The organism is Companilactobacillus sp. FL22-3, assembly GCF_054881455.1.
In genome coordinates this window covers 171,167-197,541 of record NZ_JBTYYZ010000006.1, presented here as the reverse complement: position 1 = coordinate 197,541, position 26,375 = coordinate 171,167, and the positions used below count along the sequence as shown (strand labels likewise).

Annotated in this window: 19 protein-coding genes and 1 other annotated feature; of the genes, 7 read left to right on the top strand and 12 right to left on the bottom strand. The window is 36.0% G+C overall.

All coding sequences use genetic code 11. From position 1 onward, the window contains the following. Positions 1 to 272: 272 nt before the first annotated feature. Positions 273 to 1,292, bottom strand: coding sequence for a YeiH family protein (locus tag ACYT32_RS07330; protein ID WP_395265248.1), 1,020 nt, complete (start codon positions 1,290 to 1,292; stop codon positions 273 to 275). 99 nt (positions 1,293 to 1,391) lie between these two features. Between ACYT32_RS07330 and ACYT32_RS07325 the strand changes: the two genes are divergently transcribed. Beyond that, the gene (locus tag ACYT32_RS07325) at positions 1,392 to 2,270 is read left to right on the top strand and encodes a LysR substrate-binding domain-containing protein (RefSeq protein WP_395265249.1); all 879 of its coding nucleotides are present in this window, start codon (positions 1,392 to 1,394) and stop codon (positions 2,268 to 2,270) included. Here the strand turns inward: ACYT32_RS07325 and ACYT32_RS07320 are convergent. Further along, complete coding sequence (locus ACYT32_RS07320; RefSeq protein ID WP_395265250.1) at positions 2,235 to 3,146, bottom strand: prenyltransferase; 912 nt, start codon at positions 3,144 to 3,146, stop codon at positions 2,235 to 2,237. The two genes, ACYT32_RS07325 and ACYT32_RS07320, sit on opposite strands and share 36 nt — an antisense overlap. Before the next feature lie 72 nt (positions 3,147 to 3,218). Continuing rightward, positions 3,219 to 3,803 (bottom strand): peptidylprolyl isomerase, encoded by a 585-nt coding sequence (locus ACYT32_RS07315; protein ID WP_395265252.1) that lies wholly within the window; start codon positions 3,801 to 3,803, stop codon positions 3,219 to 3,221. A 130-nt stretch (positions 3,804 to 3,933) separates the two neighbouring features. Between ACYT32_RS07315 and ACYT32_RS07310 the strand changes: the two genes are divergently transcribed. From ACYT32_RS07310 to ACYT32_RS07290, 5 genes are all read left to right on the top strand, one after another. Next, on the top strand, positions 3,934 to 4,299 hold the full coding sequence (locus ACYT32_RS07310; RefSeq protein ID WP_395265254.1) for a DUF2200 domain-containing protein: 366 nt from the start codon (positions 3,934 to 3,936) through the stop codon (positions 4,297 to 4,299). A gap of 67 nt (positions 4,300 to 4,366) precedes the next feature. Further along, complete coding sequence (locus ACYT32_RS07305; protein ID WP_461793386.1) at positions 4,367 to 5,209, top strand: mechanosensitive ion channel family protein; 843 nt, start codon at positions 4,367 to 4,369, stop codon at positions 5,207 to 5,209. Between the two features lie 84 nt (positions 5,210 to 5,293). Continuing rightward, a complete protein-coding gene (locus tag ACYT32_RS07300; protein ID WP_395265258.1) occupies positions 5,294 to 6,703 on the top strand; it encodes a C69 family dipeptidase in 1,410 nt (469 codons plus the stop codon). Positions 6,704 to 6,836: 133 nt separating this feature from the next. Beyond that, positions 6,837 to 8,018, top strand: coding sequence for a metallophosphoesterase family protein (locus ACYT32_RS07295; protein WP_395265259.1), 1,182 nt, complete (start codon positions 6,837 to 6,839; stop codon positions 8,016 to 8,018). After that, positions 8,018 to 11,185 (top strand): AAA family ATPase, encoded by a 3,168-nt coding sequence (locus ACYT32_RS07290; protein ID WP_395265260.1) that lies wholly within the window; start codon positions 8,018 to 8,020, stop codon positions 11,183 to 11,185. Before ACYT32_RS07295 ends, ACYT32_RS07290 begins: the two co-directional genes overlap by 1 nt. A gap of 196 nt (positions 11,186 to 11,381) precedes the next feature. Here the strand turns inward: ACYT32_RS07290 and ACYT32_RS07285 are convergent, their stop codons facing one another. The 9 genes from ACYT32_RS07285 to ACYT32_RS07245 form a co-directional block, all read right to left on the bottom strand. Continuing rightward, positions 11,382 to 14,141 (bottom strand): sigma 54-interacting transcriptional regulator, encoded by a 2,760-nt coding sequence (locus ACYT32_RS07285; RefSeq protein ID WP_395265261.1) that lies wholly within the window; start codon positions 14,139 to 14,141, stop codon positions 11,382 to 11,384. Between the two features lie 79 nt (positions 14,142 to 14,220). Then, positions 14,221 to 15,192 carry an SIS domain-containing protein gene (locus ACYT32_RS07280; protein WP_395265262.1) on the bottom strand — a complete coding sequence of 324 codons (972 nt, stop codon included), beginning with the start codon at positions 15,190 to 15,192 and terminating at the stop codon, positions 14,221 to 14,223. A 110-nt stretch (positions 15,193 to 15,302) separates the two neighbouring features. Further along, positions 15,303 to 16,145: a PTS system mannose/fructose/sorbose family transporter subunit IID gene (locus ACYT32_RS07275; protein WP_395265264.1), complete on the bottom strand. Its 843-nt coding sequence runs from the start codon at positions 16,143 to 16,145 to the stop codon at positions 15,303 to 15,305. Positions 16,146 to 16,160: 15 nt separating this feature from the next. Next, positions 16,161 to 16,928, bottom strand: coding sequence for a PTS mannose/fructose/sorbose/N-acetylgalactosamine transporter subunit IIC (locus ACYT32_RS07270; RefSeq protein WP_395265265.1), 768 nt, complete (start codon positions 16,926 to 16,928; stop codon positions 16,161 to 16,163). Positions 16,929 to 16,945: 17 nt separating this feature from the next. Further along, a complete protein-coding gene (locus ACYT32_RS07265; RefSeq protein ID WP_395265429.1) occupies positions 16,946 to 17,416 on the bottom strand; it encodes a PTS sugar transporter subunit IIB in 471 nt (156 codons plus the stop codon). Then, positions 17,400 to 17,825 carry a PTS sugar transporter subunit IIA gene (locus ACYT32_RS07260; RefSeq protein ID WP_395265266.1) on the bottom strand — a complete coding sequence of 142 codons (426 nt, stop codon included), beginning with the start codon at positions 17,823 to 17,825 and terminating at the stop codon, positions 17,400 to 17,402. The genes ACYT32_RS07265 and ACYT32_RS07260 overlap by 17 nt, the downstream gene beginning before the upstream one ends. 376 nt (positions 17,826 to 18,201) lie before the next feature. Beyond that, entirely contained in the window at positions 18,202 to 21,378 is a 3,177-nt protein-coding gene (carB, locus tag ACYT32_RS07255; RefSeq protein ID WP_395265267.1) for a carbamoyl-phosphate synthase large subunit, read from the bottom strand. A 15-nt stretch (positions 21,379 to 21,393) separates the two neighbouring features. Next, positions 21,394 to 22,452, bottom strand: a complete 1,059-nt coding sequence (locus tag ACYT32_RS07250; protein ID WP_395265268.1) for a carbamoyl phosphate synthase small subunit — start codon at positions 22,450 to 22,452, stop codon at positions 21,394 to 21,396. Between the two features lie 547 nt (positions 22,453 to 22,999). After that, complete coding sequence (locus ACYT32_RS07245; RefSeq protein ID WP_395265269.1) at positions 23,000 to 24,691, bottom strand: hypothetical protein; 1,692 nt, start codon at positions 24,689 to 24,691, stop codon at positions 23,000 to 23,002. A gap of 195 nt (positions 24,692 to 24,886) precedes the next feature. Then, positions 24,887 to 25,134, top strand: a binding site (T-box leader). A 94-nt stretch (positions 25,135 to 25,228) separates the two neighbouring features. Here ACYT32_RS07245 and asnA point away from each other — a divergent pair. Further along, the gene (gene asnA, locus ACYT32_RS07240) at positions 25,229 to 26,236 is read left to right on the top strand and encodes an aspartate--ammonia ligase (RefSeq protein ID WP_395265270.1); all 1,008 of its coding nucleotides are present in this window, start codon (positions 25,229 to 25,231) and stop codon (positions 26,234 to 26,236) included. Positions 26,237 to 26,375 lie beyond the last annotated feature (139 nt).

Genomic DNA, 26,375 nt, shown 5'->3' with positions numbered 1-26,375 from the left:
TTCAAACCGTTGACACCGTTGCTCTGTCGCAACAACAGGTAATATATTACCGTTAAAGATAAGCCGATGCAAGTACTTTTTGTAATTTTTTTCAATTTATTTGACACAATTGAATCATATTCGAGTTTCTTCCTATTAGATACCCAAAAACAAAATCTTATCGGTTAACTTTATTGCTTAATACTATAGCACGTTTTTTGACCAATAACAGTCCAAATTGTAAAAAAAAAACGTCCATTTGACTTTGACATGGCTATCAAATGGACATCCTTTTAAAAGAAGCTTTTACTGATCACGATCGTAAACCCTAATAAAACTACCGAAGATAAAGTTGCAGCAATAACTGCATTCTTGCCACTGCTTAAAAAGGCTTTGAAATTGACACTCATACCTAGTGCTGCCATTGCCATTCCTAAAACAATATAAGCTAACTTGACTAACCCGTTTAATACCTGACTTGGCATAGGTATAAATGTTCCAATAATACTTGCCAATATGAAGCCGGCCATAAACCAAGGAATCGGCAACTTACCTTTTTCACCATCAGTAGCGACATCTTGTTTCTGATACCAGATACCGATAATCAAAGCAGCTGGCGCTAACAATAGAACACGTGAAAGTTTAGTAATGATAGCGGCGCTTAAACTAACTGATCCACCTGCTCCACCAGTAGCAATCGCGTGGGCTATTTCATGTAATGAACCACCGGCCATTACACCAAACTGTGTTCCCGACATATGTAGAACTGGCTTAAGTGCAATCTCAATCAGTGTAAAGACTGTTCCTAAAATAGCAACGATGGCGACTGCTAAAACTTCATCATTGTGTTTAGCACTTTGCTCTTCAGGAGCAACTTTAATCTGCGGTGAAATTCCCATAACCGCTGCTGCCCCACAAATACCTGTCCCACTGGCAGTTAAGATTGCCAATCGTTTGCTGACACCCAACTTACGAGCAATGTTATAAGTTAACGTGATAACCCCAGTTACGATAACCATTGCCAACAAGATTGTTTTAATTCCCGCGTGGGCTAAATCAATTAAATTCAATTTAAATCCTAATAGAATAATACCTAAGCGCAAAAACTTATTGGAAATAAATCCGATACCGATCTCAGCTTGCTTAACTAAAGGCCGATACAGCTGAAACATCATCCCTAAAATCAGAGAGATCACCAAAGCGCCAACAATAGTTAAATATGGCAGTCCCCCTAGTATTGTTCCCAAAATAGAACAAATCAATGTCATTGCGAAAGCATAATAAAAACTCTTTTCGAAAAATTTCGTGTACATACAGTTCCCTCCATCTGTTAGATGATAATATAGAAACTATATAAGTAAAAATTAGTATTTCTTTCTAACTCATAAGCTAAATTTATGGAGGGCTCAAAAATGCTAGATAAACGTTATCAAACTTTGATTGTATTAGTCGAAAATAAGTCCTTTACCAAAACTGCCAAGCGATTATTCATCACCCAACCGGCCGTCTCACAACAGATTGCTTCATTGGAAAGTGAACTTAATTTTCCAATCGTTATCAGGACACATCATCAGATTGAAATAACCTCCGCTGGTTTAGAACTAGCCAAATTTGCCAAAAAAATCACCTTTGAAAGTCAAAAACTAATCGCATCACTCCAACAAGCTTCCCATAGTTTCAAAATGGGGTGTACTCTATCACTCAGCGCCACTCTTTTACCACAATTTTTACATCATCTATCCAGTAAAACTAGTGTGGTAGCTACGAGGATCAATAATACTGAGCATATCTTGCAAGACATCCGTAATGGGAAAGTTGACTTTGGATTAGTCGAGGGAAATTTCAATAAAGACGAATTTGACTCCTTTTTCTTGCAACAAGAGAACTTTATTTGCGTCTCGCATCAAGAAATACCGGCAGATACCATCGAAGGCCTATTCACAACCCCACTTTTGATTCGAGAAAAAGGCTCAGGTAGTCGGCAAATTTTAGAAAACTGGCTAGGCACCCAAAATCTCCATCTCTCTGATTTTGAAAAGACGCTGGAGATTGCTAGTCCCTCAACAATTATCGAACTATTGAAGAGCAATATCGGGATAAGTTTTATGTACGAATCATTAGTCAAAATAGATTTAAAAGCCGGCAGACTAAAAAAACTAAGCCTTCCAGGATTCAATATCGAACATCCTATCAACTTAGTTTTTGTTAAAAATTCATACTTTAAAGATACTTATAAAAGAATCATTAACTCTTTTTTAGAACAGACTGATCAAACCACCAATCAAAACTGAAATCATTAAAATCTGAGCATTCTTTACCGAATTTACAAAGGTTACGACTTTATTCGGACGTTTGACGAACTTAATACTATTAATGATCACTAATGGCATAGTCAAGACAATCGCAATCAAGCTATAAAGTGGTAAATATCCCAATATTACCGAAGCAATGACAGCTACATACCCTAAAACATAGCAGACGATCCACATCAATAATGAATTCTTTTGTCCAATATAGGCCACAATCGTATGACGCCCAACTTTTTCATCTTCATTGGCATCAGAAATATTATTTGCCAACATAATATTACTGATTGCAAAAACAGCTACTAGTGACACTAGGGCTGTTTTGATAATAAAGTTCCATTCGAAGGCCTCACTGCCAGCCAAATTGACGTAAACCGCAAGCAAAGAAATATTATAGCCCATCGTTAGCCCAGAAACGACTTCACCAAAGGGACTATATGAAATTGACTTCAACCCGCCTGAGTAAAAATAGCCAATCAAAAAACTCAAAATCCCAATAATTAAGACGAAAACTCCCGTTCTAAAAACTAAATAAAATCCAATAATTGCTGAAATAAGAGTTAATACTATCGCCACAGTTTTAGCATGTCTAGGTGTAATTTGGCGCACGTTTAAAATATTATTAACGCTGTTTTTAAAAATCTGCGGTTGACTCTGATATTTGTAATAATCAACGATCGTATTGTGAACATTGACCGCCAAGTGAAAAGCCACTACAGCAACAAATAGCAAGATACTGGGGCCGATTTGAAACTGATGGTAATACAAAGCAGCAAACATCATCCCCAATAAAGCCGGCATTACAGAAGTAACAACCGAATAAACTCGCGTCAGAATAAAGAATTCTTTCACACTTTTCATAAGATATCTCTTTTCCCTAAATTTGAGGTAAAAAAACGTGAACTAACTTCAAAAAGTAGCTCACGTTTTATTTTACTTATTAATTTCAACTGATTCCATAATAATGTCTTCTTTAGGCTTATCGTTGCCATCACGTTTTGCTCGAGCGATCTCACGGACGACATCCATCCCTTCGATCACTTGACCAAAGACAGTGTGACGATGATCAAGCCAAGGAGTTCCGCCATTCTTATAAGCAGCGACGATTTCTTCTGGATAATTAGCTGCAGCCATTTCCTTGAGCATGCGTTTTGGCATGTTTTGATTTGAAACGATGAAGAATTGACTGCCATTAGTATTAGGACCAGCATTGGCCATTGAAAGAGCACCATCTAAATTGAATAACTGGTCAGTAAATTCATCTTCAAAACTATCGCCATAAATACTTTCGCCACCCATACCTGTACCAGTAGGATCGCCACCTTGAATCATAAAATCAGGAATTACACGGTGAAAAATAATTCCATTGTAATAGCCTTTTTTTGCTAATTCGACAAAATTTTTAACAGTCTTTGGAACTAGCTCATCAAAGAGTTGAATCTTGATATCTCCGTGATTTGTTTTGATTGTTGCTACACTACCAGTAGCATTATCTAAATCTAATTGTGGGTATGCCATTTTTAAATTCCCTTCTATTAATTAACGATTAAACTACTTTACCATATTTGACTCATAAGCCAAACGTTTATACATCTTAATTATCACTCATTTTGGTAAACTATGGGTAAAAGAATTTCGGAGGGTAAAAATGGGCAGAAAAAGTATCAGTCAGATGGAATTCAACGATATTTATCCACTCTATATTCAAAAAGCACAGCGTAAAGGACACTCCCAAGATGAAGTCGATCAAATCATCTTTTGGCTAACTGGATACGACAAAAATTCACTAGCTGAACAAATTGCTAAAAATATTACTTTAGCTGTCTTTTTCAATGAAGCTCCTCACTTCAATGAAAATGCTGCTTTAATCACAGGAACTATTTGTGGAGTAAAAGTGGAAGAGATAACCGACCCGCTAACTCAAAAAATCCGCTATTTGGATAAATTGATCGATGAATTAGCTCGTAATAAAGCAATTAATAAAATCTTACGTACCGATACTAAGGCCCACTAATTATTGTGAGGGGCCTTTTTTATATGATAGGATTATTTCAGTATCTTTTTTGAAAGGAATCATAATCTTGCAATTATCTCTCAATATCAATTCACTCCTCAAAAACCTTTTCCAAAGAGTCGACTGGGAAAAATTTCTCCAAAATATTGCCGGAACCGTCTTCCAATTGGTTTTACTGACAATCGTCCTGTTACTGATCAACTGGATCGGTAAAAAAATCATTCGGCATATCTTCAAAACTGGCTTGAGAAATACCAAAGCCTCCATCTCCCCTAAGAAACTAGATACCATATACACCATTGTGCTCAACATCTTTAAATATGTCCTACTGTTCTTCTGGATCTACGCTATCTTATCAGCTATTGGCATCCCCGTTGGTACTCTAATTGCTGGTGCCGGAATTTTTTCTTTGGCTATTGGACTTGGCGCTCAAGGATTCGTTTCAGATATGGTCAACGGTTTCTTTATCTTGTTGGAACAACAAATCAGTGTCGGCGATACAATCAAGATCAATAATATCGAAGGCCGGGTAACCTACGTAGGTATCCGAACTACACAAATTCAAAGCGTTGATGGCACTTTAAACTACATCCCTAATCGGAGTATCACCGTTGTCAGCAACAAATCACGCAATAACATGCAAGCACTAGTTGAAATTCCCATCAGCAGTACTGCCCCCTTTGATGAAATTACGAAGATTATCGAAGATATCAACCGCAATTTAGATTTAACTGAACTGCAAATTACTAAAGCGCCAGCAATCTTAGGATTTTCTAATCAAAATGATGGTACTTTGACTATCCAAGTTGCCACATATACTAAGCCCGGTGCCCAGTTTAAAGCCAAAAATGTTCTTTTAGAAAAATACTTGACTGCCATCCAAAACGCTCAAATCAATTTACCGAAATAGCTTTTATTCTGCTAGCTCCATTTGGCTAACCTGATTAGAAAAGTTATAATCAAAGTATCAAAACTAATAAAGGAGCTCTATATCATGGAAAAGCGTATTAAAGGTTCATGTACTTCAATTCTAGTTGGTAAAAAGGCCTCAATTGATGGCTCAACTATTATTTCTCGTAACGACGATGGTCACGAAGCTCTAGACCCTCAACGTTTCGTCGTGGTAAATCCTGAAGATCAGCCTAAGAGTTATACTTCAGTCATCAGTAAAGTAAAAGTTGACTTACCAGATGAACCACTTCGTTATACTTCAATCCCTAATTCTATTTTAACTAACGGTATCTGGCCTGCAGCTGGTATCAATAGCAAAAATGTTGCTATGTCAGCCACAGAAACCATCACTACTAATTCACGTGTCTTAGGATTAGATCCATTCGTCGAAGGCGGACTAGGTGAAGAAGATCTTGTTACTGTCGTCCTTCCATATATCAGCAGTGCCCGCGAAGGTGTTAAAAGATTAGGCTCACTTTTGAAAAAATATGGTACCTACGAACCAAATGGTATTTCATTTGCTGACAACGAAGAAGTTTGGTGGCTTGAAACTATTGGCGGACACCATTGGGCAGCCGTTCGTATCCCTGATGACGCCTATGTTGTAGCTCCTAACCGCATGAACATCGATCAGTTCGACTTTGATTCTGACGATACACTCTGTTCAGACGATTTAAAAGCTATGATCGACGACAACAATTTGAACCCTGACTTCAACCAATATAACTTGAGACATATTTTTGGTAGTTCATCTATTAAAGATACTGTTTACAACAATCCACGTGCTTGGTACGGTCAAAAGTTCTTCAGCCCTGATGACACTCCAGAAGATCCAATGGATCAAGACTTGCCATTTATCTGTCATGCCAATCGCAAGATTTCCATTGAAGATGTTAAGTTCGTTTTAGGTTCACACTTTGAAAATACGAAGTACGACGTCTATGGTGATGGTACTGAGGCAGAAAAGAAACTCTTCCGTCCTATCGGTATCAACCGGAACCACAATGTTCACATTCTTCAAATCAGAAATAATGTTCCTGCTGAAATTGCTGGTATCCACTGGTTGGCCTACGGTGCTAACACTTTCAACACAGTCGTTCCATTCTACAGTAATGTCAAAGACACACCGGCTGAATATAAGAATGCCACAGGTAAATTTGATCTTAACAACATGTACTGGCTAAGTTGTACCACTGCTTTACTTGGTGATACTGATTATGACTTATACGTTGATATGAGAAATGATTATGAACTCGAAGCAATGAGTGCCTATCGCAAGATTCAAAATGATACTGATGCCGATATTAAAGACCAAAAGAAAGTTAAGAAGTATTTGGAAGATGCTAATCAAAAATTGGCTACAACAGCTTTCGAATTACAAACTAAACTGTTGGGAGACATGGTTATCATGGGCTCTGAACATATGAAATTGCGTTACAACTTGAACGACTAATTAAAAAAAAGACTTGGACTTTTGTCCCAGTCTTTTTTTTGTTGCTTTTACGAACATACGTTCTAAAATAATGATATACTTCATTTTAAGAAAGCTACTTCTGCTACAATTAGAGCAAATGGGGGAATTGTTAATGAAACTATTACATACAGCCGACTGGCATATCGGTCGCACTTTAAATGGATATTCACTTTTGGACGAACAAGAACATGCTTTTAAACAAATTTTGCAAATTGCTTTAGATGAAAAAGTCGATGGCGTAGTTATCGCTGGTGATATTTATGATCGTGCCGTTCCTAATCCCGAGGCCGTAACTGCTTTGGACAAAATGTTACGTGAGATCAATTTAGTACATCATCTACCAATCTATGCTATCTCCGGAAATCATGACAGTGCCAAACGTCTAAACTACGGGCGTGAGTGGATGGAATATACTAACTTTCATTTGAATACCTTAATTGAAGAAGCTTTTCATCCCATCGAGACTGCTGACAGCCAAATTTTTCTGTTGCCTTTCTTTGATCCCATTGATGCTAGAGCCTATTACCATCAACAAAACTTGCCTGATGATAAAGTTAAAGCAATCACCACCATTGGTGCAGCTATGCAATTGATTATCAGTGATATGGTTAAATTATTTACTCCAGGAAAAAAGCACCTCTTAGTAACTCACTTTGCTGTCACACCCAACTCTGATGATGAATTGGACTTAACTAGTGAAACAACTTCCAAAGTCGGTGGCCTAGCAACTTTAACCACCGATCAATTTAAAAACTTCGATTATGTGATGTTGGGACATATTCATACTCACTTTGCTTCTCCAAGTGAAACCATCAGATACTCCGGTAGTCCTGTTAAATTCAATGTTAAAGAAGCTAAGCAGCAAAATAAGGGCGTTGATATTGTTGAAATCACTGATTCAAAAATCACTCATCAATTCAAATCGCTCTCACCTAAAACTGATTTAATTGCCATAAAAGAAGATTGGCAGACACTCTGCGACAAGGACTTTTTAGCTACTCAACCGATCAATAAGGCCTGGTTTGCGATTACGATTAAGAACTTTGACCGCAGCGAACACGTACAGACCAATGTCCGAGCAGAATTGCAAAAACGCTATGGAACGATTGTTGAATTAGACTATCAAATAGACCAACAACAAGACGATCTGCAAACAATTTCTACAAACTTAAATGAAGCTAGTCCAGAAGAAACCGTTGATAATTTCTATAAGAGCATTACCGGTAATGACCTGTCTAACCCGCAAAAACAATTAGTGGAAAATATCTTTAATGAAGTGGAGAGAGAAAAATAATGAAACCTATTTATTTAGAGATCGATAATTTTGGACCCCATGCTCACTCGACCATCGATTTTCGTAAACTAGACGAATCACCCATCTTCCTAATCGGCGGCGATACCGGAGCTGGTAAATCGACTATTTTTGATGCCATGACTTACGCACTCTTCAATACCACCACCAGTGATCGGGATGCTAAAGAGATGCGGAGTCAATTTGCTGGGGATAAAGATGTCACCAAGGTCATTTTCTACTTTGAACAAAATGGAAAAATTTACAAAGTGGAACGGACACCAGAGCAATATCTCGCTAAAAAAGTTGGTTCCGGAACCACCAAGAAAAATCCCACTGCCAACTTATCGGTTGTCGAGGATGTTAATCAAGTTGAAATAGAAAGTATCGCCTCTAAACCAGTTGACGTTGGCCATGCCATTACTGAAATCTTGAACTTGAGTGCTGATCAGTTCAAAAAGATCATCTTATTACCACAAAATGACTTCTCTGAATTTTTGAAATCAAATACTGATGAAAAGGAAAAAATCCTCAAAAAAATCTTTGGCACACAACTTTTTACCGACTTCGTTGCTAAACTAAAGGATCACTACCTCGAAGCCAATCAAAAATCAGCTGAGTTCAACAATGAATTGAAATCACAAATTGAATCCCCTGTCTGGTCGGAAACTGAACAAGATGAATTAAGTTCCCTACCTAACGACCAATTGGAATCAGCCTTAAAAAGGTATACCGCTGCTCGGAAAGAACATTTAGCAACGACTCAAGCTTTCGAGAAAAAAGTTGATAATGACTGGCAAAATGCTGACAAAAAATATCATGATGCCAAAATCACTAATACCAATTTCGACAAGTTAGCTGAATCAGAACAAGAATACCAAACTAATATTACTCAACAAGCTACTGCCATCAAAGATAAAAAAGATCATGTCATTGAATTAACTTGGGCCCAAGGCTTGCAAGATATTGTCCGTGATCTTGATCGAACTAAACAAGAAACTCAAGAAACTACTCAAAGCAAGCAGACAACCACCAAAGCGTTAAAGGACGCTCAGTCGGAATTGCAACAGGTTAAAGAGAACTTCGAACAGCTAAATTCTCAAACTAAAGAATACGACAAGAAAAACCAACAAGCCCAAAAATTAGATGTGACTATTGCTCAAGTTCGTGACGTAGAAAAAATCAAATCGGAAATAACTCGACTTGCCCCTCAAATAAAACAAGCTCAGCAAAAACATGCTGAACAGGTGACTGCTGTAGAGGCCACTAAGCAAAAAATTACTACTAAACAAACAGAGGCCATCGATACCACTCAATTAACTGACAAAAAAGATCAACTAACGCATGAACGTGAAAAATTAATTGAAATTTTAACTCCATTAGAAAACAAACGCGATTCCGCAATTTCCGAAACACAGAAATTGCAAGAGAAGTTAAAGAAACTCACTGCTGAAGCGGAGAAAAAACAAGCCACACTTGATAAAGCTAAGGCTAACTATCAAGAGAAAATTAAAACTCGACAGACTTTAATGATTGCCCAACTTCGTCAAGAACTTGAAGATGGTGAGGCTTGTGCCGTTTGTGGTTCAACTGAACATCCCTACGCCAATCAAAAAATAACAGCCAACGAAACTGAATTACGCCAATCTATGGATGAAGTTGATAATTCACAGAAAACTTACGCTGCCGCTGATAATGCTGTTAAAGAAGCCAATCAGACTTTAGACGAATTATCAGAAGAATTTAGTCAAAAACAAGCAGAATCAGTTACCGCCTTACGAAATTTATCCTCAAAATATAACGAACTTCTCGAAACTATTGAGATTGACCTACCAGTTGAATTCGACCTAGATAAAATCAAGCAACAATTCCAAACTAAGTTGGAAACCATCGATCAAAAAATCAAGACTGCTCAAAAATTAGCTCAAGAAATCAAAAACTTACAACAAGAGCTACAAGACCTTCAAACTAAATCGGTCACTGCTAATACCGAGTTAGAACGATTAACCGCTCAAAAAGACACACGTCAAAAAGACTTAGACGAAAAGCTTCAACAATTGGACGATCCTGAAGTGACAAGTGATGCACTGGCTAAACAACAACAAGTTCTAAAAAAAGCCTATAACGACTTCCAAGTTCAACTTAAAGATACTCAAAGTTCACTCAATACCGCCGAAAGAGTTGCCAGCAACAAGCAAACTCAGTTGAAGGATATCGAAGTACGCTTGAATAAAGAGCAAACTACCATCGATACATTAACTAAAGAACTAGAAGCTTCATTAAACGCCACTTCGGCTAAGACCCATGAGCTAGCTATCTTACAAGAGTGGATTGCAGAATTGGCTGATGACAACTTAAGCCATTTGCAAAGTAGTATTGCCAGTTACAATAAAGAAAAAGAACTATTAACCAAAAATATTCAACAGCTTAAACAGACACTCACCGGCTTAACTAAACCGAATATCGAGGAATTAAAGCAGAAAGCTACTGATTTACAAATTCAAAAAAATACTGCGATCGCTCAATTGACCAAAGCCGAAACTAATTTCAATAACGCTCAAGCAGGCTATCAAAAAGTCCAAAAAATCATGCAAGAACAAGGAAATTTTGCCAAAGAATTGGCCGGAATCACTAGCCTTTACAATATTGTGAGTGGTAAAGATGGTAATGATAGCAAATTAAAGCTTGAAACTTATGTTGTCCAAAACTATCTAAGAACTATCCTTTCCTATGCCAATCAAACCTTTTTAAATCGTCTTTCACATAACCGTTACTCTTTCGTAATTTCTGAAGAAGCACGAAACAAGCAACGTGATCATGGTCTGGATATTAATGTCTATGATCGAGAGACTAATGCTATTCGCTCGTCGGACACTTTATCAGGTGGTGAAACTTTCATTGCTGCCTTATCAATCGCTTTATCGCTAAGTGAAGTCGTCCAATCTTCAGCCAACGGCGTCCAAATAGATGCCCTCTTTGTCGACGAAGGCTTCGGTTCCTTAGACGACGAAACCCTTTCTGAAGCCATGGCAGCCTTAGAGGACATCGGTCAAAATCGGATTGTTGGTGTAATCAGTCACATCGAATCAATGAAACAGAGTATCGGCCAACAATTACTCGTCAAAAAACTTGGCGATGGTAAGAGTAAAATTGAATTAATCAATAAGTAAGCAACATAAATAGCACCCCTCTCACAAAAAGGGATGCTATTTTTGTATCACTATAAAGAATTAACGCTGATGAAACGTTTTTCCAAAACTCTGACAAGAAAATCGCATGTTACTTATCGCCAAAACGAATATTGAATCTTAATTATGGCCTTTTGGTTATTACACTTTATTGGGCTCAAGTAGTCATATATTTGAGTCAATCATCTCCCAAAATTATTTCCATAACTAATCTAATTTCTTCATCGTTTACTTTCACATTATAATGTTCCTCTATTGGTATCATTGCTTGGTGAATTAAATCAAACATCTTTTGATGAGAAGCAATAAAATTGTTCAAATCTATTTGTACATCAACCTTCTCATTTCTAACTAAACGTTCAACCATTCCTGATTCGTGAATTATTAACAATACTCTTTTATTAGTTTCAAATTCTTTATTCAATAATTTTTCCATTTTAGAAACTGTCTTGTCTGCAATTTTTATTAAACTATTAGGATCGAGTATCGTTATACTGGAGATCATCCGTTTCATTGTAAAATTCATTAGTAATTCATTTTTCAATTCAGAATAATCAATAGACTTAGTATTACTTAATATCCGTATCAATTGATCAATATGTTCCCCTGACAAAAGACCATCTAATGATAAATATGGTATCCCTCCAATATTAGGGTTAGCCGTCCCCACAATTGCAATAACATCATACAGTTCAAATGGTAATTCATTCTGTTTATTCTTTGACAATTTATTAAAATCATAGGGCAATACTTCGATATCAACATTGAATTTTTTTAAAGTATTTTTTATTATTTCTTGAATTTGAACAGCGCTGCCTAAACCAGAGTGACAACAAGTAATTATGGCCTTTTTTTGCTTTTTGTGAGGTAAAAGTAGCTCACTGCTGACTATATTATTCTCATCAACGCTGCTTCTAATATCACTCAATCCCTTATTCTGAAGGATCAAAGTTCCAACATTTAAGACAAGTGGAGTTGATACGTGATCAATCATTAAAATTGGAACATTTAATTTTTCATTAATACTATTTCCAATTTGTTTAAGGGATCCCATATCTATTAATAGAATTAATCCTTTATCAATATTAACCGTATTAACATAATCAACCAATTTAGTTTCAATATCCTTACTCGTTGTATCAATTGGCATATCAATTGATTGGAAAATATTGTTCTTTAAAATTCTATTGGCGACATTTGCCAAGCTACTGGCAGTTGAATATCCATGTGCAACTACTACTGCATGTAAAAAGCGATTTGAACTATTGCTTTTATTTTTTGAGACATATAAAGTAACCATCAAAATATCTTCCTCTAAGATATCCCTTTCCATTTTATTAGAAAGTAACAATAGTATTTTAGAGGCGATTTGATATGATTGATTAAAATTACGCTGTAATTCATTCATAATTTGACCCTTATTATGATTCCATATTTCATTCTCATTTAAAACTGATTGCAAATTCTTGGATCTTAGTAATGTGGCTATAGCTAAAATTTGATTTCCATCTTTAGGGTAACCATAACTTGATTCCATAAAATCAAATACTGACTTTATTTGATATATGAGAAATTCATATTCCGAGTCATTGTGACTTTTATATTTAGTATTAAATAGTATGCTATCAAACAGCATATCTACGTTTTTATTTATATGATTTAAGAACTGTTGTTTATTCATCCTGTTATTTAAATAGTTCCAAAAATGATCGATCGTATCTCCATAAAGACTTTTCATAATACTAATTATTTGATTTGAATGGTGCGGCAATTTTCCATTTTGATAATCATAATTTACGTTATCAGCAGACTCGCTTTCAAAGCCTTTATAGTTCAGTAAATTCTGATAATAATTGGCGGGAATATTAGACAAATTAATTTTTATATTTGATAAATTACCTGACTTCGCATAAGCATTTCCACTCGAGTATTTGATGATATTTTTTAATTTCCCAATGTTGCCTTCCATATCGGCAGAGGCTAATACATTGATTAATTGATTAGAAACACTTAGTTTTTTCTTTAATACCCTACTTTCATTCATAAAAAAATAATCAATAAGTTGCACTTTTTCATTTTGTGGTCTTGCACTGAAACTAGGAATATTAATTATAACTGGTATACGTCTAACAAACGTGGGCAAAAAAGTCGAATCCAATTTCTCGGTTGTAGCAAATATTAATCTAACGTTTGCTTTGTGCTTAATACTATCATTTCCAATTGGAGAATACATACCTGTATCCATAAACGAAAATAGCTTTTCCTGTCCACTTTGAGTTAATCTGTGAACTTCATCTAAAAAAAGAATCCCTCCATCAGCATTTTCTATCAATCCTGGAGTATCTTGGTAAGCTCCAGTAAAGGCACCTTTTGTGTATCCAAATAATATACTAGATAATAGTTCAGGATTATTAAAATATTGAGCACAATTTAGAGATTGAAACTTAGCTGATTTACCGACTAAATTCTTTTGTAAACAATAATCATATATTTTACGAGCTAAAAAAGTTTTCCCAGATCCACTAGGTCCCATCAACATTATAGGTAATCCTTTTCCAGGGTATAGAGTTGCAGTTTTTATCTCTTCAATCTGATTGATTAAACTTCCATCTGACCCAATCACGCCTCTAAAAATATCCCCATTATCTACTGAATGCTTCCTAGCGGAATCTAACAAGGAATCAATGTTATCATAATTTAACTCGACATTTTTAAAGTAATCTTTTAATACCTTAACTGATATATATTTAACCGGATGCGTTTGAATCTTAGCAAAAACGCCTCGATCATAGCCAGCATTTAAGTATCGACTAACCGTGCTTCGAGACAATTTGATTTTTTGTGAAATACTATACGTCTCCAATATTTTAAAGTTACGATCGTCTAAAGCATTCTTTGAAATTTTATCTAAATATTTTTCAATTTTATTCTCTGGCATATGGACCTCCTAATTAAATAATATATGCACAAAAACGGGTTGACAGTATTGTCAATCCGCTTTGAACTTCTAAGAATAATTAGTATTCCAGTTTCCACATATAACGACGTTTTGTTAATGGATGGTTTCTGGCAATTGCTAATTCCTCAGCATAGACACGCATTACCCCTGTTATTAGCATTGGGTTCAAATAATCTATCACATTATCTGATGCAATTGAAGCTAAACCATAATCCTTTGCGTCAATAGTAGTTACCTTGGCATCAAATCTTTGTAGGAAAGTTAAGGCACGTGCATCCAAATGACGTGTAGGTCCGTCATTCATAAACAATAAATATGGGACATCTTTCTCTGTCATTTCAAATGGGCCATGGAAATATTCACCTGAATTTAATGTTGGAGCTGCAATCCATTGCATTTCCATAAACAAGAAACTAGCTGTGGAATAAGCAACGTCGTATGTTGCACCACTGGACAATACATAAATTAATTTGTCATTCTTATATTTTTCCGCAAAAATCTTAGCTGATGGTGTTACTGATTTAACAGATTCATTGATTAAATTATCAATCTTACCCAATGCATCCATCATTTCATCATAATGTTCATATTTTTCACTAGCTTGGAGAATTTCAACTGCCAAGATTAAAACATTCTTCATCTTAGCTGTCTTAGCTGCATAACTCTCATGGAATCCATGGACAATTACGAATTCTGCGGCTTCAGTTAATGGAGATCCTTCTGAATTTGTAACTGAGATTACATGTGCACCTGCTTTACTTGCAACTTTAGTTGCTTCCACTGATTCTGGTGTTGTACCACCAAGAGAAGCAACAATGACAATGGAAGTTTTACCTAATGATGCTGGAGTATCATAATTAAATTCGTTTGCTGTTGAAAGACTGACTCTAAGTTTCTTGGCGTTCTTTTCCAAGAAATACTTTGCTGGGTACAAGTCTGCCATTGAAGCGCCACAACCGACAAACATTACATTTTCAATATTTGATTCTTCCTTAAAAATTTTAGCTACGATTTCTTTTGGTGATAACATAATAAAATTCCTCCTAGTTTTTGTACTGTTTGATTTTGCAATTGACCTGTTAATTTCATTCCTCTAGCTTGAATCAAACATAAATTATTCTTCCTCTCTCAATTTGCTTTTTATGCTTTAAGAATTCCTAGAACGCTTGCTACAACACCACCGATAATACAAATGGCTAAAATCCATCCTGTTTTAACTTTCTTTTGAATCAACCAATACATGAGCATTGTCAAACCGATCGGAATCATTTTAGGCATTATCGTATTCAATGTTGACTGCAATTTAAAAGTTGTACCCATATGCAATGGAGTTGTTAATGGGATCATACTTGCTACCATAGAGCCAATTACCATTAATCCAACTACACCAGCTATAAACATGACTCTGTCCATAGCACCTTCAGAATTTAATTTGGCTAAAAATTGATTACCGGCCGTGTAACCCCACTTTGCTCCATACCAAGTCACTAACCATGCTGGTACTAAACAAATAAGCAAAGCCAGAATTGGTCCTAAAATATTACCTTTTTGAGCAAAATTTATACCTAGTCCAAATGCTAAAACTTTAATTGTTCCTTGAAAAAATGAGTCACCAATACCTGACAATGGACCCATCAAACTTGATTTAACAGCAGCAATTGACTCAGGATCAAAATCATCAGGGTTCTTTGCCAATTGCTCTTCCATTGGTGCAGAAAGTCCTAAAACAAAAGCAGAGGTTTGTGGCGTACAGTTATAAAAAGCTAAGTGTCTCTTATACGCTGCTTTCTTTTTATCAATGTCTTTAGGATCTTTGTATATCCGATTCAAAGTTGGTGCTATTCCATACAAAAAGCCTAAATTCATTTGACGCTCGTAGTTCCATGAAGCTTGAATAGCCCATGAGCGCCAGAAGAATTGCCAATATTTTTTATTATTTTCTTTCTTAACAGCTACGTCTTTTATAACTTTATCATCTGACATAAATTTACCTTCTTTCTATAGGGAATCTAATGAGTCGTCATTTGAAGATGGTTTGTTTTTATAAATGATTTGATCCAATATAATTGCTATAAGTATTGCGAATAGAGCTACACCTGTAACACTAGTACTTGCATACGCCGTAATTAAAAATCCTATAAAAAAGTAAGGTGCCATTTTTTTAGAGAGCATCGTTGAGAGTAACAATGCAAAACCATATGCAGGAAGTACAGCACTGGCAACAGTCAATCCGTTCGTTAACCAATCTGGGATGACTGCCACGATACTTTTAACTAGTCCAGTTCCAAAATAAATTGCTATAAAAATTGGAATAAAGTAACTTATTGCATAAAGTCCAAGTCCCCAAATAATGTGTAAATTTGTCACTGATTTGAATTTACCCTTATCAATATATTTATTTGCCATAACATTAAAAGATGACATTCCCATTCTTATAACGATTCCTAACATCTGTCCTAAGACGGCAATAGGGATGGCAATCGTTAAGGCCGTTTGAGCTGAAGCACCAGATAAGATTGAAAATGCTGAAGCTATAATAGATCCCATAGCCATATCTGGTGGTGCGGCAGCACCAACATTAACTAATCCAAGAGAGATTAATTCTAGTGTCGCACCAACCATTAACCCCTTTGTTACATCACCCAGTGCGATACCGACTAACGTACTGGCTATCAATGGCTGTTCAACATTTAGTCTTCCAAATAGTCGTGAATCCCAAACAACGATAATACCAATAATTCCTAATATCAGCGCTTTATATAACATTGCTTTCACTCCCTACTTTATATTTTGTCGTTCAATGGTTCTCTTTTAGTTGTTGGAATTTGTTGCATGTATAAAACTATTCCCATATCACTAAGTTTCTTTGAGTTCTCAATATCTTTATCGGTTAGAGAAATAGTATTGCTGAATTTTTTTGAACCTTCTTTTTCTGGAATCCCTCCATAATTTATTTCTTTTACATCCTTATATTCTTTAATAAATGCCAGTGTTGAATCTGTATTCCCAAAAATTAACATGACTCTTTCCGGTAATTTTTTTATTTTCGGAATGTTTTTAATCGCAGTATCTACAGAGAAAATATTCAATTTCACACCGGTCGGTTTCGATAAACTCAAAAACATCTTTTTGAATTCGTCATTAGCAGCAGTATCATCAATAACGATTATTCTTTCGATACCTTCTGACTTAGTCCAGGAAAAAATAACTTGTCCGTGTAATAAACGGTGATCTATTCTACAAAACTTGATCATCTTCACTCATCCTCTTTTCTACTAATAATTTTTTTACATTTGCTAATGCATTTTTACTTTCATCAATAATTTCCGCCAGTTCTTTATCTGATAATTTATCAGTTGTACTTAATTTTAATTGTAATTGCATTGCCAAAGGTAAATTCATTCCAGTAACTAATTTGACATTATTGTTATTTTCTAATAGTTGCATCATTTCGTTGTTAACACTTCCACCTAACAAATCAGTCAAAATAATAAACTGCTCTTTTTCCGTTTCCACCATTTTTTTTACTTTTTCAATTTCATCAGTACTTCCATTTACATATGCTGCAAATGCAAGAACATTTTTATCATCCCCAATAATCATGTTTAATGTTTGCTTCATTCCTACCGCCATATTACTATGACTGATTAATACAACTTTCATAACATCACTTCCTGTTTATCCTTACACTCTTATATAAGCAATTAGCGTGCCAATTTCGCAAAACGCTGATCTAATGGCTTCATTTGACTCACGTACACACTTTACACAGTTACAAGTTAATTTTTTTGCACACATTCTATGCTAAAGTTGTGAGCTTTCCATCAAAACAAAAAACACCTTATAACCTTTAATAAAATAGCTGAGGTGCGGCAACACTCCGCCACAAGTACTATTTTATTTCTGTCATTCGTTATATATTTCTAATAACTATAGAAAAAGCAATCAAAGTGGTTTTGCTTAATTATCTATGTTTACAATTGAACAATTACAACAGCACAAAAAAAGCACCCCATAAAGGGATGCTATTTTTGTATCACTATAAAGAATTAACGCTGATGAAACGTTTTTCCAAAACTTTAACAATGGCGTTAGCCGTATCAAGGGAAGTATAAAGTGGTACTGAATTCAAAATCGCATTTTGACGAATAATGTATCCATCTGATTGATTACCACGACTCTCACCCAAGGTATTGATCAATAACTGAATCTTATTATTACTCAAGTAATAAATAATATCTTTTTCTGACTTGCCAACTGTTGGAACTACTTTGGCGGCAATTCCTTGTTTATTCAAATATGCGGCTGTTCCTTTCGTGGCCAAGATCTGGAAACCAACTTCATGGAAGCGGCGGGCTAAAACACTGGCTTCTTGTTTATCATTATCATTGACTGTGATCAAGACATTCCCAGCTTCTTTAATATGCTGATTAGTAGCTTCAAAAGCTTTGTACAGAGCTTCCGTATAATTCAAACCAGTTCCCATGACTTCACCATTGGACTTCATCTCTGGTCCCAAAGCACTGTCGACATTATTCAGTTTATTGAAAGAGAATGTTGGTGCTTTGACATGTATCAAACGTGATTCTGGTTCCAAACCTGGCTCTAATCCTAGACTATTGAAATCTGCTCCTAAGATCAGTTTGGTAGCGATCCTTGCCATTTGAATACCGGTAACTTTACTCAAGAATGGCACTGTTCGGCTGGCACGGGGGTTGACCTCGATTACATATGCTTGATTGTCGTGAATAACAAATTGAACGTTCATAATCCCAATACATTTTAGTTCTTTTGCCAATAGTTTAGCGTACTTAACAATTTGGCCTTGAACTTCATCAGAAATATTCTGTGGTGGATAAACAGCCATCGAATCTCCAGAATGGACTCCTGATCTTTCAATATGTTCAATAATTCCTGGTAGTAAAACATTCTCGCCATCGCTTAAGGCATCAATTTCACACTCACGTCCTGTCAAATAAGTATCAATTAAGACCGGATGATCATTAGAAACATGAACTGCCTCTGTCATATACTTATTCAATTCTTCATCGGAACGAACAATTTCCATAGCACGTCCACCCAAAACGTAGCTAGGACGAATCAAGACTGGATAACCGATCTTGTGAGCCACTGAAATAGCTTCAGCTTGAGATGTGGCAGTTCCACCAGCAGGTTGAGGAATAGCTAATTTTTTAATAATTTGATCAAATAAGTCACGGTCTTCTGCACGGTTGATATCTGCAACTTGTGTACCCAAAATCTTAATTCCACTGTCTTCAAGTGGTTGAGCCAAATTGACAGAGGTTTGACCACCAAATTGCACGATAGCTCCGATTGGCTTTTCAATATCAGAAACATTCAAGACATCTTCCAAAGTCAAAGGTTCAAAGTACAATTTATCTGCTACTGAGTAATCAGTTGACACTGTTTCAGGGTTATTGTTGATAACAATGGCTTTGTAACCCATTTGTTGAACTGCTTGAACACAATGAACCGTTGAATAATCGAACTCAATTCCTTGTCCAATTCGGATAGGACCTGAACCAAGAATCAAGACTGACTTTTCAGACATTTGAGCTGATTCGTTTTCAGTTTCGTAAGTACTGTAGAAGTAAGGTGCAGTCGCTTCAAATTCACCAGCACAAGTATCGACGGTTTTATAAGTTGGCAAAATATTACTTTGCAGACGGAAATGGCGAATAATGTCTTCATCGAGATTATTCAATCGAGCAATCGTCTTATCAGAGTAGCCTAATTTTTTAGCCTCCAAAACGATATCTTTGTCCAAAGTTCCATTGGTCAAAACCTTCTCATAAGCAACGATATTTTTGATTTTGGCTAAAAAGAATGGATTAATCGCCGTTAATTGTTTGATAGTTTCATAGGAAACATTGCGCCGCAACAATTCTGCCAAATAGAATAATCGATCATCTGTTGGTGTTTTGACGTATTCTTCCAACTCTTCCAATGATTTTTCACTAAGGGAATCCATAATCAGATCACTCTGGTCGATTTCCAAAGAACGAACGGCTTTTTGAAGAGCCTCCTCGATATTTCTACCTAAGGCCATGACTTCACCAGTAGCTTTCATCTGTGTTCCAATGGTGCGATCAGCTTTTGAAAATTTATCAAATGGCCAACGAGGGATTTTGCAAACAACATAATCCAATGCGGGTTCAAACTGAGCAAAAGTTTTCCCAGTGATGGGGTTGATAATTTCATCAAGAGTTAAGCCAACAGCAATCTTTGCGGCAATTTTGGCAATCGGATAACCTGTAGCTTTGGAAGCTAATGCGGACGAACGGCTAACCCGGGGATTAACTTCAATAATGAAATAGTCGCTGGTCTTAGTATCGATTGCTAATTGAACGTTACAGCCGCCTTCGATTTTCAAAGCTCGAATAATTTTCAATGAAACATCACGTAATTTTTGAACCTCATCGTCAGTTAAAGTTTGAATTGGTGAAATAACCATTGAATCACCGGTATGAATCCCTACAGGATCAATATTTTCCATATTGCAGACGGCTAAAGCATTATCCGCACTGTCTCGCATAACTTCAAATTCAATTTCCTTGTAACCAGCAATACTTTGTTCAATTAAAACTTCTGTCGATGGTGAAGCTTTTAACCCACGTTCAACGATTTCTTCCAATTCTTGATAATCATGAGCAACTCCACCACCAGTTCCACCCATGGTAAAAGCTGGTCGGATTATTACTGGAAAGCCAATCTCATCTACAAACTTCTTTGCTACTTTGTAACTGTGAGCCGACTGTGAAGCAGGAACTGGTTCATGTAATTGATTCATCAATTCCTTAAATTCTTCTCGGTCTTCGGCTTGATTGATGGTATTTAACTTTGTCCCAATGATTTCAATATCTAGTTGGTCCAATATACCGGCTTCCTGAAGTTGGACCGCCATATTCAAGCCCGTTTGACCACCTAAAGTAGGAATAATAGCATCAGGATGTTCTTTAACAAGTACTTTTTCCACAAACTCTAAGGTGATTGGTTCAATATACACTTTGTCAGCGATATGTTTATCCGTCATGATCGTAGCCGGATTGGAATTTATCAAGACTGTTTCATAGCCTTCTTCTTTTAAAGCTAAACAAGCTTGGGTACCAGAATAATCAAATTCGGCAGCTTGACCAATAATAATTGGACCCGAACCGATAATCATAATTTTTTTAAGATCTGTTCTCTTTGGCAATGTATTTTCCTCCAACTATTTATTGATCATGTTCCAGAATTTATTAAACAAGAAGTCTGCATCGTGAGGACCTGGCTTAGCATCTGGGTGGAACTGAACAGAAAAGGCATCGTATTTCGTATGCTCAACTCCTTCAACAGTTTGATCATTCAATTCAACTTGAGTGATCTTCAAATCCGTTTGTGCAACTGAATCTTTGTCAACTGCATAACCATGATTTTGAGAAGTAAAGTAAATTCGGCCAGTTGCTAAATCTTTCACCGGATGATTAAAACCGCGATGACCAAACTTCATCTTAAAAGTTTTGGCACCATTAGCGAGGCAAAGTAATTGATGACCCATACAAATTCCAAACACCGGATAACGTTTCTCGAGTTCAACGATTGCAGGCAAAATATCTTCGTGATCAGTCGGATCTCCAGGTCCATTACTTAACAAGATTCCATCTGGTTTTAAGTTTTCAATTTCTTTAACTGAAGTATTCCCTGGAACGATCGTAACTTTTAAAGACCGCTTGGTTAATTCAGAGATGATACTTTCCTTGTATCCAAAATCGAGGACTACTACATGCTTACCACTACCTGGAATCGCTCTTTTTTCAGTCGCAATACTTTTATCAAGCTGTGGGCCGTCTACTGTCCAATCGGCAATTCCATCTACCAAGCCGGAATTAAGTTCGTCAACAATGGCGGCTTTGATGGCACCCATCTTTCTGATTTTCAAAGTAATGGCTCGCGTATCAATTCGGGCAATCCCTGGAATATTTTCTTGTTTCAGGTATTCATCCAAGGTCATTTCACTCTGATAATTACCGACCACGTCGCTAACTTCCCGAGCCAAAACTCCTTTAATAGTCGGCGTAACCGATTCATTAAACTTCTTTGCAATTCCATAATTACCAATCATTGGAGCACAGAAATTAATGATTTGTCCATTGTAAGACTGGTCAGTGATGGCTTCTTGATAGCCACTCATGCCGGTGGTAAAAACTAGTTCACCAATTGTTTCAGTATCAGCTCCAAATGCCGTACCTTCAAAGTAAGTTCCATCTTCAAAAACTAAATATCTTTTCATGTTTGTCCTCCGAATTGAGAAATTTGAGTAAATAAAAAGAGATGCTGGTGAGCATCCCTAGAGTTTTCGTCTGATTAGATTGAACTAGACTGAACCTTTGGGACCTCTCTGGATCCGTTTAAAAATTCAGAATTATGGTTAAAAAATCCCGCAGAATCTTTTAGCCGATGATATTAAAAAAACTTTCTTTGCCAGTTGGCAGAGAAAGTTTGCTTTAGAAGTCTATTCTTCATAAGTGATTACTTTCTAAATCTCGCTGGACTTAATTAAAAGTTGTTGTACTAATAATACAAATGCAGTGTTGATTCGTCAATAGGATTATTTCCGAACGACGACACTTTTATTAACTTAAAATATTAGTTATTAAATAATTATTTGATAGACAAGTTTTATTTTTATAAAACCACCGTTGTTGGTTATTGGCACTTGAAACAAATTAATGCTTGGATAAAAAAAACTCCGCAATTCTGCTGAAATTTATAATTGTCATTAAGAAATAAATTTTTAACAACTTCAATTCATCTCAAACTCAAGTCAGTTACGCTTTTCAAATAATTATTTCTTCGATCATACGAATACGTTTCTGAATAAAAATATCCAACACGATAAACAACCAACCAAACACCGTTAATATTAATAAACTGATATTTAGTTTCCTACTGCCGTACGAAACAACGATTCGATTATTTTTGCTTTGTTGCTTAATTTTAAATTCAATTGTACCTCTGGCACTCTTCCAAAAATGAACTGTTTTGCCATTAACTGAAACGTTGCTAAAACGATAGCGGATCATTGGCAAGTTGATTACTTCGTTTTTTTTCAATTTGTCAAGATTTATCACATTAGTACCACGATCAGCTTTAGGCGTTTTTCTAACAACTTTGCGATTTATAAATATTTGATGGTCCAATACGGAATACAAATATTTAACGGTTTCTTTTGGTTGATACACATACTGATTGGGTAATGATTCAGGAATCTGATTCTTTTGAATCATTGATTGACTAATTACCTGTTTAGGATCTGAAAGCATCTCACCCTTTATTGCAGTTAAAAAAGAGCCTAACCAAGTAACTAGCATGACTATTCCTAAAATGCTAACCAAACTCCATGAAAAATAATTACTTTTTCTCAAGATAAAGAGCATTACCACTTTTGAACCACTCACTGCAAGAAAGAACGTTGAGAAGATCAACCAGCGATACGGGAATTGAATCACGGATAAGAAGGTATCTTGAAAAAAATGCCATGGAATAATATTAGTCGAGATGACAAAAGTCACCACACCCATTAAATATATTTCTTTATTCAGTCGATCAAACTTCAAAATACATAGCAATCCCAAAATCAATGCCACCAAAACTAATAATCCTGGATTATAAAGTCCATTATCAAAGGCTCGATTGGCATTGCTGACTAGTGTTGCTTGTAAAAAATCTGATAATTTAAGTCCTCTTAAAATTTGTGGATCAGCCTTAGGATATTTCTGGAAGAATTCCTCTATAAGAAATGGTCCAGTGTATAACGACGTTATAAGCACCGTTATAACGATAGATTTACTGACCGCCACAGCCCGCTCTTTGATAGGTTTAATCTTCCAGAGATTTAAGACTAAAAAGGCGATAAAAATCAACAAGGTCATAAACGTCGTCAACACATGAGTTAAAATAATGGCACTAAACCCTATGGCGAACAAATACCACTTACTTGAATCTCGGAAAAATGTTTCATAAAATCCTAAAAAGCATAACGGTAAGAATATGGATGCTATATATTCAGCTAGAGCTGCCCGACTCAATAAGTCAATCAGGCGGTAAGTGCTGAAGTTATAGATCAGGGTAAATAGGATTGCTTGTAAATGCGAGTGGGAAAACTGATACATCGAATAATGGCTGATCAATAATGACACCAAGAAATAAAAGAACAGTGCCATATAATAAGTTGAAATCGGATCATGAACAAATAACGAAACTACCGCAAATGGCAATAAGGTTGCCCAAGGATAGAAGATATTGACTGCATAACTGATTTTTCCAAAATTGATGGTCGAAATTGATGGATACAGGCCTTCTTGTAGAGACTTGCTGATTCCTTGAATCCGTTGAAATTGGTAATAAACATCATCGCCGAACCAGATACTGCCGTTTTTAAAAGTAAAGTACATAATCTCGGCCACAACAAAGTACCCTAATAATAAAATGATGATTTTATTTCTTGATGTGAGTTCAAACTTTTTCATAACTTCCCCGCCTTAAACTTCTCTCTCTCACATTATAGATTAATACTGACTTTTCCAAGCTATAGAAATTAATTTTGAAAAGAAATTTACGTTTCATTACATTAAAGGCGGTTTAATAAATCGAGTTTAAATTAACACTTTTCAAATTTTATAGTTTACTTTTAAAAAAATAATGCTAATATAAGTGTCACAAGATAAAAAACGACAAGAAAGAGGAGTACGATTTTTCATACCGACAGTGAATTGGGAGTGGTGAGAACCCAATGGTAAATGATAAATCCGAATAACACTTTCTTATGTTTCTGGCTAAAATGAGCAATCAAAGTAAGTTCAGACGTTAACCGGTACGTTACCATCGGTGGAGCATGCTAGTGCTCTTATTGAGGTGGTCTATTTTAGATAGGCAACTTGGGTGGTACCGCGAAAAGTCTTTCGTCCCAATTATTATTAACTTAATAATTGAGATGAAAGACTTTTTTATTTTGCATTTATTTAAAGACGGTTGACCGGTCAGCCGACACATTGGAGGAAAATATTATGGACTTGATTATACCAAAGGACTACGATCCAAAATTATCTGTTAAAGAAACTCAAAAAGCTATTCAATACATTCGTGAAACTTTTCAAGATGAATTTGGCAAGGAACTAAATTTATCCCGTCTATCTGCACCTATGATGGTCGAAAAAGGTACTGGTCTAAATGATAATCTTAATGGTGTCGAATCCCCTGTTTCTTTCACAATGAAAGGTATTCCAGGTGAAACTATCGAAATCGTTCACTCACTTGCTAAATGGAAACGTCTGGCTTTGAAACGTTATCACTTTGAAATGCATGAAGGTATTTACACTAACATGAACGCTATCCGAAAAGATGAAGATCTTGATAACATTCATTCAATCTACGTCGATCAATGGGATTGGGAAAAAATCATTGCTAAAGATGAACGGACAACGGCAACTTTGGAAAGTACCGTTAAGCAAATCTTCAAAGTTATCAAACATATGGAGCACGAAGTTTGGTATAAATTCCCTGAAGCTGTCCACCATTTACCAGATGAAATTCACTTCGTTACAACCCAAGAACTAGAAGATAGATGGCCTGACAAAACTCCTAAGGAACGTGAAGACGCTATCTGTAAAGAACTCGGTTGTGTCTTCTTAATGCAAATCGGAGGAGCTATGAAGAGTGGTAAACGTCATGACGGCCGTGCCCCTGACTATGATGATTGGAAATTAAACGGTGATATCTTATTCTGGTATGAGCCTCTACAACATGCTCTAGAAATCTCAAGTATGGGTATCAGAGTTTCTGAAGAATCAATGAAAGAACAATTGAAGATCGCTCACGCTGAAGATCGTGAATCCCTTCCATTCCACAAAATGTTACTGGCTGGAGAATTACCATACACAATCGGTGGTGGTATCGGACAATCACGTCTATGTATGTTATTGCTCGGCAAAGCTCACGTTGGTGAAGTTCAAGCTGCTGTTTGGCCAGAAGACTTACGTGAAAAATGCGAAGAAAATAACATTCACTTACTATAAAAATTAATGATCCTTCCCCCTACGAAAAAAACGTTGATGAATACAGACTCATCAACGTTTTTTTCTTTCTTTTTAAATTCGATTTTTTTATAATCAGATTTCATGTAATAAATTTTTTACAAATATTATCTAAACCTTT

Coding starts and splice junctions, on each gene's coding strand:
- ACYT32_RS07330 (WP_395265248.1), bottom strand. CDS start 1,292: ATGTACACGAAATTTTTCGAAAAGAGTTTTTATTATGCTTTCGCAATG.
- ACYT32_RS07325 (WP_395265249.1), top strand. CDS start 1,392: ATGCTAGATAAACGTTATCAAACTTTGATTGTATTAGTCGAAAATAAG.
- ACYT32_RS07320 (WP_395265250.1), bottom strand. CDS start 3,146: ATGAAAAGTGTGAAAGAATTCTTTATTCTGACGCGAGTTTATTCGGTT.
- ACYT32_RS07315 (WP_395265252.1), bottom strand. CDS start 3,803: ATGGCATACCCACAATTAGATTTAGATAATGCTACTGGTAGTGTAGCA.
- ACYT32_RS07310 (WP_395265254.1), top strand. CDS start 3,934: ATGGGCAGAAAAAGTATCAGTCAGATGGAATTCAACGATATTTATCCA.
- ACYT32_RS07300 (WP_395265258.1), top strand. CDS start 5,294: ATGGAAAAGCGTATTAAAGGTTCATGTACTTCAATTCTAGTTGGTAAA.
- ACYT32_RS07295 (WP_395265259.1), top strand. CDS start 6,837: ATGAAACTATTACATACAGCCGACTGGCATATCGGTCGCACTTTAAAT.
- ACYT32_RS07290 (WP_395265260.1), top strand. CDS start 8,018: ATGAAACCTATTTATTTAGAGATCGATAATTTTGGACCCCATGCTCAC.
- ACYT32_RS07285 (WP_395265261.1), bottom strand. CDS start 14,141: ATGCCAGAGAATAAAATTGAAAAATATTTAGATAAAATTTCAAAGAAT.
- ACYT32_RS07280 (WP_395265262.1), bottom strand. CDS start 15,192: ATGTTATCACCAAAAGAAATCGTAGCTAAAATTTTTAAGGAAGAATCA.
- ACYT32_RS07275 (WP_395265264.1), bottom strand. CDS start 16,145: ATGTCAGATGATAAAGTTATAAAAGACGTAGCTGTTAAGAAAGAAAAT.
- ACYT32_RS07270 (WP_395265265.1), bottom strand. CDS start 16,928: ATGTTATATAAAGCGCTGATATTAGGAATTATTGGTATTATCGTTGTT.
- ACYT32_RS07265 (WP_395265429.1), bottom strand. CDS start 17,416: ATGATCAAGTTTTGTAGAATAGATCACCGTTTATTACACGGACAAGTT.
- ACYT32_RS07260 (WP_395265266.1), bottom strand. CDS start 17,825: ATGAAAGTTGTATTAATCAGTCATAGTAATATGGCGGTAGGAATGAAG.
- ACYT32_RS07250 (WP_395265268.1), bottom strand. CDS start 22,452: ATGAAAAGATATTTAGTTTTTGAAGATGGAACTTACTTTGAAGGTACG.
- ACYT32_RS07245 (WP_395265269.1), bottom strand. CDS start 24,691: ATGAAAAAGTTTGAACTCACATCAAGAAATAAAATCATCATTTTATTA.
- asnA (WP_395265270.1), top strand. CDS start 25,229: ATGGACTTGATTATACCAAAGGACTACGATCCAAAATTATCTGTTAAA.